A 12310-nucleotide genomic window follows, 5' to 3' on the forward strand; every position below is an offset into this window, starting at 1 on the left:
AGCGATTATTCCACGATGAACAGCGGCTTGCCAGTCATCTCTTCAGGGATTTCCATACCCATCAGCGACAACATGGTTGGCGCGATGTCGGAAAGCTTGCCGCCTTCCACAGCTTTCACTGATTTATCACCTACATAAATCAGTGGAACAGGCAGGTTGGTATGGGCGGTATGCGCCTGACCGGTTGCCGGATCACGCATCTGTTCTGCGTTACCGTGGTCAGCGGTGATCAGCAGCTGGCCGCCCACGGATTCAACCGCTTTCGCGACCTGCTCAACGCAGTGGTCCAGCGCTTCAACCGCTTTAACGGCTGCTTCCATCACGCCGGTGTGGCCCACCATGTCGCCATTCGGATAGTTACAGATGATGGTGTCGTATTTACCGCTTTCGATCGCGGCCACCAGTTTTTCGGTCAGCTCCGCAGAGCTCATTTCTGGCTGGAGATCGTAAGTGGCGACTTTCGGCGAGTTAATCAGGATGCGGTCTTCGCCTTTAAACGGCTCTTCTACGCCGCCGTTAAAGAAGAAGGTCACGTGCGCATACTTCTCAGTTTCGGAGATGCGCAACTGCGTTTTATCGTTTTTCGCCATCCACTCGCCGAAAGTATTTTCCAGGGAAGCGGGTGGATACGCGCATGGGGCTTTGATATCCGCTGCATACTCGGTCAACTGGATGAAATCGATCTTCGCCACTTTCTTACGGGCGAAACCGTCGAAATCGCTGTTGACGAAGGCGCGGGTGATTTCGCGCGCGCGGTCAGCACGGAAGTTCATGAAGATCAGCGCATCGCCATCTTCCATGGCGGCATCGGCCTGGCCTTCAGCGCGGATCACGGTTGCCTTCACAAATTCGTCGTTTTCATCACGCGCGTAAGCCGCTTCCAGGCCTTCAACGGCGGTCGGGAACTGGAACTCGCCTTTTGCCAGGGTCAGCAGATCATAGGCTTGCTCAACGCGGTCCCAGCGGTTGTCGCGGTCCATGGCATAGTAACGGCCAACGATGGACGCCACGCGGCCTTTGCCCAGTGCGGCAAATTTATCTTCAAACGCTTCAAGAGAACCTTTTGCGCTGCGTGGCGGCGTATCGCGACCATCCAGGAAGGCGTGCAGATAGATTTTTTCCGCACCGCGCTCGGCGGCCAGTTCTACCATCGCCATGATGTGATCTTCGTGGCTGTGAACGCCGCCCGCAGAGAGCAGACCCATAATGTGAACGGCCTTGCCTGCGGCAACGGCTTTATCAACCGCTCCGGTGAGCGTTGGGTTGGCAAAGAATGTACGTTCTTTGATTTCAACGTCCAGGCGCGTCAGGTCCTGATAAACGATACGGCCCGCACCCAGGTTAACGTGACCCACTTCAGAGTTGCCCATCTGACGATCCGGCAGACCCACTTCCAGACCAGACGCATCAATCAGGGTGTGGGGACGTTTTGCCCATAGCGCATCCATTACCGGGGTTTTGGCGTTGAAAATGGCGTTATCCTGTTGATCTTCACGGTAGCCATAGCCATCCAGAATCACCAGTACCATAGGTTTTTTAGAAACCGACATTGCGACAACCTCATGCTCAAGAGACAAAAAATTTGCGTAATTTTACTACAGCTGAATCGATAAAATAGCCGCAGAAGATCAAAGAAAGCGCGGGGGCAATGCTGTTCTCAGGCCATTTTGAGGCTTTTTTTACGTGGCATGCCGCAGAAAATAGATTAGCTTTATGTCGCTGGCTGTATTTGCCACAGCGCACAGGTATACTCCTGTCCTGGTTTTTTTAATCACTTAGTCGGGAGTTGTTACCCCCCATGCAAGAAATTATGCAATTCGTTAGCCGCCACCCGGTTCTGAGCATCGCGTGGATTGGCCTGCTGGTCGCTGTACTGTTCACCACATTTAAGGGACTGACGTCTAAAATTAAGGTGATCACCCGCGGTGAAGCGACACGTCTGATCAACAAAGAGGACGCCGTGGTTGTCGATCTGCGTCAGCGCGACGATTTCCGCAAGGGCCACATCGCAGGTGCTATCAACCTGCTGCCAGCGGAAATTAAAGCGAACAACATTGGTGAGCTGGAGAAGCATAAAGCCCAGCCGATTATTGTTGTTGACGGCACTGGCATGCAGGCGCAGGAATCTGCCAGCGCACTGCATAAAGCAGGCTTTGAAAACGTAATGGTGCTGAAAGAAGGCATCTCCGGCTGGAGCGGGGAGAATCTTCCTTTAGTGCGCGGTAAATAAGGAGTTAAGTGATGGCCAATATTGAGATCTACACCAAAGCAACGTGCCCGTTCTGCCACCGAGCGAAAGCGCTGCTGTCCAGCAAAGGCGTAACGTTCAAGGAACTGCCGATCGATGGTGACGCGATTAAACGCGAAGAGATGATCCAACGCAGTGGTCGCACAACGGTTCCACAGATTTTTATTGATGCGCAGCACATTGGCGGCTGTGATGACTTGTATGCGCTCGACGCTCGTGGCGGACTCGATCCGCTGCTGAGCTAGAGACTTTAGGACAATTAAAAAGGGTTTTTCCATGTCAGAACAAAACAACACCGAGATGACTTTCCAGATCCAGCGCATCTACACCAAGGATGTCTCTTTCGAAGCGCCAAATGCGCCGCACGTTTTCCAGAAAGACTGGCAGCCAGAGGTTAAACTTGATCTGGATACCGCATCCACCCAGCTGGCGGATGATGTGTATGAAGTCGTACTGCGTGTCACCGTGACCGCCTCTCTGGGCGAAGAAACCGCATTCCTGTGCGAAGTTCAGCAGGGCGGTATCTTCTCCATCGGCGGCATCGAAGGCAACCAGATGGCGCATTGCCTGGGTGCATACTGCCCGAACATCCTGTTCCCGTATGCCCGTGAATGCATCACCAGCCTGGTTTCTCGCGGTACATTCCCGCAACTGAACCTTGCGCCAGTAAACTTTGATGCGCTGTTCATGAACTATCTACAGCAGCAGGCTGGCGAAGGTACCGAACAACATCAGGATGCCTGATGAGCACTGTTAATGCGTCAATGACTGTGATCGGTGCCGGCTCTTACGGCACCGCTCTTGCCATCACCCTGGCAAGAAATGGTCACGACGTGGTCCTGTGGGGCCACGATCCAAAACATATCGCGACGTTGCAACACGACCGCTGCAATGTGGCGTTTCTCCCGGACGTTCCGTTCCCTGACTCCCTGTATCTGGAAAGCGACCTCGCGACCGCGCTGGCGGCCAGCCGCAATATTTTGATTGTGGTGCCAAGCCATGTGTTTGGCGAAGTCCTGCGTCAGATTAAGCCGCTGATGCGTGCGGATGCGCGTATTGTGTGGGCGACGAAGGGGCTGGAAGCGGAAACCGGACGTCTGTTGCAGGACGTTGCCCGCGAAGCGCTGGGAACAGCGATCCCGCTGGCGGTGATCTCCGGGCCGACGTTTGCCAAAGAGCTGGCTGCGGGCTTGCCGACGGCGATTTCTCTGGCGTCCACCGACCAGGCATTTTCCGACGATCTTCAGCAACTGCTGCACTGCGGCAAAAGCTTCCGCGTGTACAGCAACCCCGATTTTATCGGCGTGCAGCTGGGCGGCGCGGTGAAGAACGTCATTGCCATCGGGGCCGGGATGTCTGACGGCATCGGTTTCGGCGCGAATGCGCGTACTGCGCTGATCACCCGTGGCCTGACCGAAATGTCCCGCCTGGGCGAAGCGCTGGGTGCCGATCCGGCCACCTTTATGGGAATGGCAGGGCTGGGCGACCTGGTGCTGACCTGCACCGATAACCAGTCGCGTAACCGCCGCTTTGGCATGATGCTCGGACAGGGCAGCGATGTAAAAAGCGCGCAGGAGAAGATTGGTCAGGTGGTTGAAGGCTATCGCAATACCAAGGAAGTTCGCGAACTGGCGCACCGTTTCGGTGTTGAAATGCCAATAACCGAGGAAATTTATCAGGTATTGTATTGCGGAAAAAATGCGCGCGAGGCAGCATTGACCTTATTAGGTCGTGCGCGCAAGGACGAGCGCAGCAGCAATTAGCCGGGAAGTATCGTCACCTGAATGACCCAGCCAGCGCAGAACTGGCTGGTCATTAACTATCGTCTGGAGCAAGCAATGCCGTGTGAAGAACTGGATATCGTCTGGAATAATATTAAAGCCGAAGCCCGAGCGTTGGCCGACTGTGAGCCCATGCTGGCCAGTTTCTATCACGCGACGCTACTTAAGCACGAAAATCTCGGCAGCGCCCTGAGCTATATGCTCGCCAATAAATTGGCTTCCCCTATCATGCCTGCTATTGCGATTCGCGAGGTGGTGGAAGAGGCCTACGCCGCAGATCCGGAGATGATTGCTTCTGCCGCCTGCGACATCCAGGCTGTGCGCACGCGAGACCCGGCGGTGGATAAATATTCCACGCCGCTGCTGTATCTCAAAGGCTTCCACGCCTTACAGGCGTACCGCATCGGCCACTGGTTATGGAATGAGGGACGCCGCGCGCTGGCCATCTTCCTGCAAAACCAGGTTTCCGTGACCTTCCAGGTCGATATTCACCCGGCGGCGAAAATTGGCCGCGGGATCATGCTCGATCACGCCACCGGCATTGTTGTTGGTGAAACGGCGGTGATCGAAGATGACGTGTCGATCCTGCAATCCGTTACGCTGGGCGGTACCGGTAAAACCAGCGGCGATCGCCATCCGAAAATTCGTGAAGGGGTGATGATTGGCGCGGGCGCTAAAATCCTCGGCAATATTGAAGTCGGACGCGGCGCGAAGATTGGCGCGGGGTCGGTTGTGCTCCAGCCTGTACCGCCGCACACCACCGCCGCTGGCGTCCCGGCGCGCATCGTCGGTAAGCCAGACAGCGATAAGCCGTCGATGGATATGGATCAGCACTTCAACGGTATTCATCACACCTTCGAATACGGCGACGGCATCTGAACCCCGGAACAGCCAAATAAAAAAGCCCGGTGAGTCAATGCACCGGGCTTTTGATTAGTTGCGGTATAACACTTTGATAATGTGATAGCCGAACTGCGTATGCAGTGGGCCGGTTGGCTCCAGCACCGGGCAGGAGAAGACCACTTTATCAAACGCCGGAACCATCTGGCCCTGGCGGAACTCGCCTAAGTCACCACCGCGTTTGCCTGACGGGCAAATCGAGTGTTTCTTCGCCAGTTTGCCGAAGTCGGCGCCGTTTTTAATCTGTTCGAGCAGATCCTGTGCCAGTTTCTCTTCTTTAACAAGGATATGCAGTGCTGCTGCTGTTTTTGCCATGATCGTGCCTTGAGTCGACTAGTTTACGATCGGTATACTACCACGCGTTTTTCCTCCTCTCCCGACTTTCATTGAGTGATCATTTATGCGTTTAAACCCCGGACAACAACAAGCTGTCGAATTCGTCACCGGACCCTGCCTGGTGCTGGCGGGAGCGGGATCCGGTAAAACACGCGTGATCACCAACAAAATCGCCCACTTAATTCGGGGTTGTGGATACCAGGCGCGCCATATCGCGGCGGTCACCTTTACCAACAAAGCGGCGCGTGAGATGAAAGAGCGCGTCGGCCAGACGCTGGGCCGTAAAGAGGCGCGCGGGCTGATGATCTCCACCTTCCACACGCTGGGTCTGGATATTATCAAGCGCGAATACGCGGCGCTGGGCATGAAGTCCAACTTTTCTCTCTTCGATGACACCGACCAGGTGGCGCTGCTTAAAGAGCTGACGGAAGGGCTGATCGAAGATGACAAAGTGCTGTTGCAACAGCTGATCTCGACGATCTCGAACTGGAAAAACGATCTGATGACGCCGGCCCAGGCAGCGGCAAGCGCCAAAGGCGAGCGCGACCGCATCTTTGCCCACTGCTACGGTCTGTACGACGCGCATATGAAAGCCTGTAACGTCCTGGATTTCGACGATCTGATCCTGTTGCCGACGCTGCTGCTTCAGCGGAATGAAGAGGTGCGCGAGCGCTGGCAGAACAAAATCCGTTACCTGCTGGTGGATGAATACCAGGATACCAACACCAGCCAGTACGAGCTGGTGAAATTGCTGGTAGGGCAACGCGCGCGTTTCACTGTGGTAGGCGATGACGATCAGTCGATTTACTCCTGGCGCGGCGCGCGTCCGCAAAACCTGGTGCTACTGAGCAAAGACTTCCCGGCGTTGCAGGTGATTAAACTGGAGCAGAACTACCGTTCTTCCGGGCGTATCCTGAAGGCGGCGAACATCCTGATTGCCAATAACCCGCACGTCTTTGAGAAGCGCCTGTTCTCCGAACTGGGTTACGGCACCGAGCTGAAAGTGCTCAGCGCCAACAACGAAGAGCACGAAGCGGAGCGCGTAACGGGCGAGCTGATTGCCCATCACTTCGTCAACAAAACTGAATACAAGGATTACGCGATCCTCTATCGCGGAAACCACCAGTCGCGCGTCTTTGAAAAGATGCTGATGCAGAACCGCATCCCCTACAAAATCTCCGGCGGTACGTCGTTCTTTTCGCGTCCCGAAATCAAGGATCTGCTGGCCTATCTGCGCGTGCTGACCAACCCGGATGACGACAGCGCTTTCCTGCGCATCGTGAATACGCCGAAACGCGAGATTGGCTCTGCGACGCTGCAAAAACTGGGTGAATGGGCGATGACCCGCAACAAAAGCCTGTTCACCGCCAGCTTCGATATGGGGCTGAGCCAGACCCTGACCGGGCGCGGCTATGACGCCTTAACCCGCTTTACCCACTGGCTGGGTGAGGTGCAGCGTCTGGCAGAGCGCGAGCCTGTGGCGGCAGTACGCGATCTGATCCACGGCATTGATTACGAATCCTGGTTGTATGAAACCTCTGCCAGCCCGAAAGCAGCCGAGATGCGGATGAAAAACGTGAACCAGCTCTTCAGCTGGATGACCGAAATGCTTGAAGGATCTGAGATTGACGAGCCCATGACCCTGACGCAGGTGGTCACCCGCTTCACGCTGCGCGATATGATGGAGCGCGGCGAAAGCGAAGAAGAGGCCGCTCAGGTTCAGCTGATGACGTTACATGCCTCGAAAGGGCTGGAGTTCCCCTATGTCTATCTGGTGGGGATGGAAGAGGGCTTATTGCCGCACCAGAGCAGCATTGATGAAGATAACGTCGACGAAGAGCGCCGTCTGGCCTACGTGGGGATCACTCGTGCGCAGAAAGAGCTGACGTTTACGCTGTGCAAAGAGCGCCGCCAGTATGGTGAGCTGGTGCGCCCGGAGCCGAGCCGTTTTCTGCTGGAGTTGCCTCAGGACGATCTTATCTGGGAGCAGGAGCGTAAAGTCATTACCGCTGAAGAGCGTATGCACAAAGGGCAGGCAAACGTGGCAAACATTCGCGCGATGCTGGCAAAAGCCAAAGAGAAGGGATAACTATTTGCAGGCCGGGTAAGGCGAAGCCGCCACCCGGCACGCTTCAAAGGGTCACTTCACATCAAGCGCCCAGTGCACATAGCTCTGCCACTGGTACTCCTGCTCAATCAGTTCCGCCCCAAGCGGATGATCCTCAAGCCAGTTTTCCGGTAGCGTCAGCGTCAGTTTCTCATCGTCTGCCGCCAGCGTAATGGCTGGCAGCAAATCATCACGACGCCGACTGGCAAACAGGATCGCCAGGCGAAGCAGACGACACAGATGCTCCGCCACGCGCGGCGGTACAGCGTTCTGCTGGTGAAGGGAAGAGAGATCGACGGCGTTAGTCTGATTTAGCAGCAGGGTGGCCAGCAGCTTCTTCTGGGCGGGCGTATAGCCCGGTAAATCGAGATTACGCACCAGCCAGGCCGCGTGCAGCGGTGCCTGCTTGTACTCCACGCTGAGACCAATTTCATGTAGCGCACAGGCGCTTAGCAGCAGATCGCGGCTTAACGGTTCAATATCCCAGCTTTTTTTCACCTGATCGGCAAACAGTGACGCCAGTTGACTCACTCTGTGTGCCTGGTCGATATCAACAATAAAGCGGCGCTGAACGTTACGCAGCGTACGGCTACGGATGTCCTGATCGACCGACTGGTGCAGCATTCCGTAGACCAGACCTTCGCGCAGCGCACCGCCTGCCAGGGTCATACACTGGATATTCAGTTCAGTAAAAATGGCGATCAGAATGGCGAGCCCACTGGGGAAAACCAGCGCGCGTTCGAGCGTCAGCCCTTCTATTTCAAGCTCTTCCAGACGACCACACTGGATGGCGCGCTGTTTAAGCTGCTGGAGTTTGGCAAGCGTGATCCGCTCGTCCATTCCCTGTGCCATCATGATTTCCTGCAACGCCTGAACGGTTCCGGACGCGCCGACACACACTTTCCAGCCGTGATAGCGCAGTTCGTCCATGACCGGGCGCAGGACCGCACGCGCCGCGTTTTCCGCCTCGTCAAAATTCTCTTTGGCAAGGTTTCGATCGGTAAAGTAGCGTTCCAGCCAGGTCACACAGCCCATCGACAGGCTGAACAGTGACGTCGCCTGCGCGCCTGTGCCCGTGACCAGTTCGGTACTGGCGCCACCGATATCGACCACCAGACGACGATCGTCGCCGCCGGTCGTATGCGCCACACCCTGATAAATCAGACGCGCTTCTTCTTCACCGCTGATGACCTGCACCGGGCAGCCCAGAATTTCCTGTGCTCTGGCAATGAAATCGCCAGCGTTAACCGCCAGACGAAGGGTCGCCGTGGCAACAACGCGAATTTGACTGAGCGGGATATCCTGCAAACGTTCTGCAAACAGACGCAGACACTGCCAGCCACGTTCCATGGCTTCCGGGGAGAGGTGATTATCGCTGCTCAGGCCCGCCGCGAGGCGGACCTTGCGCTTAATGCGCGTCAGCGTTTGTATGCTTCCCGCCACCTCGCGCACAACCAGCATATGAAAACTATTCGAACCGAGATCAATTGCCGCATAAAGCGAGGTGGAGCTGAGCATATTTTTTAACCTGAACGACGACGATTACGCGGTGCACCGCCGGAACGACGCGGACCATTGCCGGAGCGTGGACGGGTAAGGCGCTTAGGTGGCGGCAGCTCGCTCAACAGCGCGTCCGGATTGTATTTGCTCTGTGGAATAGAGTGACCGATGTAGGTCTCAATGGCCGGAAGATTCAGCGCATACTCTTCACACGCAAGGCTGATGGAGTGACCGCTTGCGCCGGCACGACCGGTACGACCGATACGGTGTACATAGTCTTCACAGTCATCTGGCAGGTCATAGTTAAAGACGTGCGTCACGGCTGGAATGTGCAGGCCACGGGCCGCCACGTCGGTCGCGACCAGAATATCAAGGTCGCCACGAGTAAATTCGTCGAGAATGCGCAGGCGTTTTTTCTGCGCCACGTCGCCGGTCAGCAGGCCCACACGGTGACCATCTGCCGCCAGGTGACCCCAGATATCTTCACAGCGGTGTTTGGTGTTCGCGAAGATAATCGCGCGATCCGGCCACTCTTCTTCGATCAGGGTTTGCAGCAGGCGCATTTTCTCTTCATTAGAAGGATAGAAGAGCTCTTCTTTAATGCGGTGCCCGGTTTTCTGCTCCGGTTCTACTTCAACATATTCCGCATTGTTCATCTGCTCGAATGCGAGTTCACGTACGCGGTATGACAGGGTTGCGGAGAACAGCATGTTCAGACGCTGGTTTGCCGCAGGCATACGGCGGAACAGCCAGCGGATGTCTTTAATGAAGCCCAGATCGTACATGCGGTCTGCTTCATCAAGTACCACGACCTGGATTGCGCCGAGGTTGATATGATTCTGTTTGGCGTAGTCGATAAGACGGCCGGTGGTCCCAATCAGGATATCGACGCCGCTTTCCAGCACTTTCAGCTGTTTATCGTAGCCGTCGCCGCCATAGGCCAGGCCAAGTTTCAGGCCGGTGGCTTGCGCCAGGGGCTCAGCGTCTGCGTGGATCTGTACCGCCAGTTCTCGCGTCGGGGCCATAATTAGCGCGCGCGGCTGGTTAACTTTGCGGTCTGCAATCGCCGGGTGAGAAAGTAAATAATGAAACGTTGACGTTAAAAACGCCATCGTTTTGCCAGTACCGGTTTGCGCCTGCCCTGCAACATCGCGACCGGCCAGCGTCAGCGGCAGGGCGAGAGCCTGAATGGGCGTGCAGTTATGAAACCCTTTAGTTTCAAGGGCTTCGATCACCTTTGGGTGCAGGGCGAAGTCGGAAAACTTCTGTTCTGTTAAATGTGTTTTGCTCATAGTGTGGTAGAATATCAGCTTACTATTGCTTTACGAAAGCGTATCCGGTGAAATAAAGTCAACCTTTAGTTGGTTAATGCGACATCAACACGTCGTTGGTGGAGACAAAACCAACGTACCAGGCTTATTCCTGTGGAGTTATATATGAGCGATAAAATTATTCACCTGACTGACGACAGTTTTGACACGGACGTACTTAAAGCTGACGGGCTGATCCTCGTTGATTTCTGGGCTGAATGGTGTGGTCCTTGCAAAATGATCGCTCCGATTCTGGATGAAATCGCTGACGAATATCAGGGCAAACTGACCGTTGCCAAGCTGAACATCGACCAGAACCCGGGCACCGCGCCAAAATACGGTATCCGTGGCATCCCGACCCTGCTGCTGTTCAAGAACGGTGACGTGGCGGCGACCAAAGTGGGCGCACTGTCCAAAGGTCAACTGAAAGAGTTCCTGGACGCTAACCTGGCGTAAGGTTTCTCAGCCGAGCGTCCAGAACGCCTAATTAACGGCGAGCTCTGGACGCCCGGCTTTAGTCGTGCTAAGTTAGCTATGACTACGTTTTAAACATATCTTGTTGTTTGAATCTTGTTTTACCCGATACTTCCCGTTGTTAACTTAAACAGTGCGTGAAGTTGCTAGATTCCGGGCTTGTCACTCAATCCGTCTTGTCGTTTCAGTTCTGCGTTCTTTCCCTGTGACCAGACAGCGAACAGACATGAGGTGATGGCCGCTAAACAGGCATGGATGACCCTGCCATACCATTCACAACATTAAGTTCGAGAATCACCCCGAGTTTAAGAACCCACACCATTATGAATCTTACCGAATTAAAGAATACGCCGGTTTCTGAGCTGATCACTCTCGGCGAAAATATGGGACTGGAAAACCAGGCTCGTATGCGCAAGCAGGACATCATTTTCGCCATCCTGAAGCAGCACGCTAAGAGTGGCGAAGATATCTTTGGCGACGGTGTGCTGGAGATACTGCAAGACGGATTTGGTTTCCTCCGCTCCGCAGACAGCTCCTACCTCGCCGGCCCTGACGACATCTACGTATCCCCTAGCCAAATCCGCCGTTTCAACCTCCGCACTGGTGACACCATTTCAGGTAAGATTCGTCCTCCAAAAGAGGGTGAACGCTACTTTGCGCTGTTGAAGGTTAACGAAGTTAACTACGACAAACCGGAAAACTCCCGCAATAAGATCCTGTTCGAGAACTTAACGCCGCTGCACGCTAACTCTCGTCTGCGCATGGAGCGTGGTAACGGGTCTACTGAAGACTTAACCGCTCGTGTGCTGGATCTGGCATCGCCAATTGGTCGTGGCCAGCGTGGTCTGATTGTGGCGCCGCCAAAAGCCGGTAAAACCATGCTGCTGCAAAACATCGCGCAGAGCATTGCTTACAACCATCCAGACTGTGTGCTGATGGTGCTGCTGATTGACGAACGTCCGGAAGAAGTGACCGAGATGCAGCGTCTGGTGAAAGGGGAAGTGGTTGCGTCTACCTTCGACGAGCCTGCTTCTCGCCACGTTCAGGTTGCGGAAATGGTTATCGAGAAGGCGAAACGCCTGGTTGAGCACAAGAAAGACGTGATCATCCTGCTCGACTCCATTACCCGTCTGGCGCGTGCCTACAACACCGTGGTGCCGGCTTCCGGTAAAGTACTGACCGGTGGTGTGGATGCTAACGCCCTGCATCGTCCGAAGCGTTTCTTCGGTGCGGCGCGTAACGTGGAAGAGGGCGGTAGCCTGACCATTATCGCGACGGCGCTGATCGATACCGGCTCCAAAATGGACGAGGTTATCTACGAAGAGTTCAAAGGTACAGGCAACATGGAACTGCACCTTTCTCGTAAAATCGCAGAAAAACGCGTCTTCCCGGCGATCGACTACAACCGTTCCGGTACCCGTAAAGAAGAGCTGCTTACCACTCAGGAAGAGCTTCAGAAAATGTGGATCCTGCGTAAAATCATCCATCCAATGGGCGAAATCGACGCAATGGAATTCCTCATTAACAAACTGGCGATGACCAAAACGAACGACGATTTCTTCGACATGATGAAACGCTCGTAACGCAAATAATCCCAGTAAACGCCACGTTTTTACGTGGCGTTTTTTATTTATGGACTATACGCTATTACCAT

General features: G+C 54.9%; 12 protein-coding genes. 8 read left to right on the forward strand and 4 right to left on the reverse strand.

Translation table 11 applies throughout. The features are described from left to right. Window positions 1-5: 5 nt before the first annotated feature. Window positions 6-1550 (reverse strand): 2,3-bisphosphoglycerate-independent phosphoglycerate mutase, encoded by a 1545-nt coding sequence (gene gpmM, locus O1721_RS04470; protein WP_032646785.1) that lies wholly within the window; start codon window positions 1548-1550, stop codon window positions 6-8. 248 nt (window positions 1551-1798) lie between these two features. On the opposite strand from gpmM, the gene O1721_RS04475 reads away from it, so the two are divergent. From O1721_RS04475 to cysE, 5 genes are all read left to right on the forward strand, one after another. Continuing rightward, window positions 1799-2230: a rhodanese-like domain-containing protein gene (locus O1721_RS04475; protein WP_032646787.1), complete on the forward strand. Its 432-nt coding sequence runs from the start codon at window positions 1799-1801 to the stop codon at window positions 2228-2230. 11 nt (window positions 2231-2241) lie between these two features. After that, the gene (gene grxC, locus O1721_RS04480) at window positions 2242-2493 is read left to right on the forward strand and encodes a glutaredoxin 3 (protein WP_003860837.1); all 252 of its coding nucleotides are present in this window, start codon (window positions 2242-2244) and stop codon (window positions 2491-2493) included. Window positions 2494-2524: 31 nt separating this feature from the next. Beyond that, complete coding sequence (secB, locus tag O1721_RS04485) at window positions 2525-2992, forward strand: protein-export chaperone SecB (protein WP_014168079.1); 468 nt, start codon at window positions 2525-2527, stop codon at window positions 2990-2992. Then, a complete protein-coding gene (gene gpsA, locus O1721_RS04490) occupies window positions 2992-4011 on the forward strand; it encodes an NAD(P)H-dependent glycerol-3-phosphate dehydrogenase (protein ID WP_006812398.1) in 1020 nt (339 codons plus the stop codon). Before secB ends, gpsA begins: the two co-directional genes overlap by 1 nt. A 75-nt stretch (window positions 4012-4086) precedes the next feature. Beyond that, a complete protein-coding gene (cysE, locus tag O1721_RS04495) occupies window positions 4087-4908 on the forward strand; it encodes a serine O-acetyltransferase (protein ID WP_022646641.1) in 822 nt (273 codons plus the stop codon). Window positions 4909-4962: 54 nt separating this feature from the next. Here cysE and ppiC read toward each other — a convergent pair whose 3' ends face one another. Beyond that, on the reverse strand, window positions 4963-5244 hold the full coding sequence (gene ppiC, locus O1721_RS04500) for a peptidylprolyl isomerase PpiC (RefSeq protein WP_006812396.1): 282 nt from the start codon (window positions 5242-5244) through the stop codon (window positions 4963-4965). Window positions 5245-5329: 85 nt separating this feature from the next. On the opposite strand from ppiC, the gene rep reads away from it, so the two are divergent. Further along, window positions 5330-7354, forward strand: a complete 2025-nt coding sequence (gene rep / locus O1721_RS04505; protein ID WP_032646789.1) for a DNA helicase Rep — start codon at window positions 5330-5332, stop codon at window positions 7352-7354. 51 nt (window positions 7355-7405) lie between these two features. Here the strand turns inward: rep and gppA are convergent, their stop codons facing one another. Next, entirely contained in the window at window positions 7406-8890 is a 1485-nt protein-coding gene (gppA, locus tag O1721_RS04510) for a guanosine-5'-triphosphate,3'-diphosphate diphosphatase (protein ID WP_017383602.1), read from the reverse strand. A gap of 5 nt (window positions 8891-8895) precedes the next feature. Next, window positions 8896-10164: an ATP-dependent RNA helicase RhlB gene (gene rhlB / locus O1721_RS04515; RefSeq protein WP_006812393.1), complete on the reverse strand. Its 1269-nt coding sequence runs from the start codon at window positions 10162-10164 to the stop codon at window positions 8896-8898. Between the two features lie 144 nt (window positions 10165-10308). Here rhlB and trxA point away from each other — a divergent pair, with 144 nt between their 5' ends. Both trxA and rho read left to right on the forward strand, forming a co-directional pair. Beyond that, complete coding sequence (gene trxA / locus O1721_RS04520; RefSeq protein ID WP_006812392.1) at window positions 10309-10638, forward strand: thioredoxin TrxA; 330 nt, start codon at window positions 10309-10311, stop codon at window positions 10636-10638. Between the two features lie 341 nt (window positions 10639-10979). Further along, complete coding sequence (rho, locus tag O1721_RS04525) at window positions 10980-12239, forward strand: transcription termination factor Rho (protein ID WP_001054528.1); 1260 nt, start codon at window positions 10980-10982, stop codon at window positions 12237-12239. Window positions 12240-12310 lie beyond the last annotated feature (71 nt).

It is taken from the genome of Enterobacter cloacae complex sp. HYC033_NIDB, from assembly GCF_056673335.1.

Coding starts and splice junctions, on each gene's coding strand:
- secB (WP_014168079.1), top strand. CDS start 2,525: ATGTCAGAACAAAACAACACCGAGATGACTTTCCAGATCCAGCGCATC.
- rho (WP_001054528.1), top strand. CDS start 10,980: ATGAATCTTACCGAATTAAAGAATACGCCGGTTTCTGAGCTGATCACT.
- gpmM (WP_032646785.1), bottom strand. CDS start 1,550: ATGTCGGTTTCTAAAAAACCTATGGTACTGGTGATTCTGGATGGCTAT.
- cysE (WP_022646641.1), top strand. CDS start 4,087: ATGCCGTGTGAAGAACTGGATATCGTCTGGAATAATATTAAAGCCGAA.
- gpsA (WP_006812398.1), top strand. CDS start 2,992: ATGAGCACTGTTAATGCGTCAATGACTGTGATCGGTGCCGGCTCTTAC.
- rep (WP_032646789.1), top strand. CDS start 5,330: ATGCGTTTAAACCCCGGACAACAACAAGCTGTCGAATTCGTCACCGGA.
- gppA (WP_017383602.1), bottom strand. CDS start 8,890: ATGCTCAGCTCCACCTCGCTTTATGCGGCAATTGATCTCGGTTCGAAT.
- trxA (WP_006812392.1), top strand. CDS start 10,309: ATGAGCGATAAAATTATTCACCTGACTGACGACAGTTTTGACACGGAC.
- ppiC (WP_006812396.1), bottom strand. CDS start 5,244: ATGGCAAAAACAGCAGCAGCACTGCATATCCTTGTTAAAGAAGAGAAA.
- rhlB (WP_006812393.1), bottom strand. CDS start 10,164: ATGAGCAAAACACATTTAACAGAACAGAAGTTTTCCGACTTCGCCCTG.
- grxC (WP_003860837.1), top strand. CDS start 2,242: ATGGCCAATATTGAGATCTACACCAAAGCAACGTGCCCGTTCTGCCAC.
- O1721_RS04475 (WP_032646787.1), top strand. CDS start 1,799: ATGCAAGAAATTATGCAATTCGTTAGCCGCCACCCGGTTCTGAGCATC.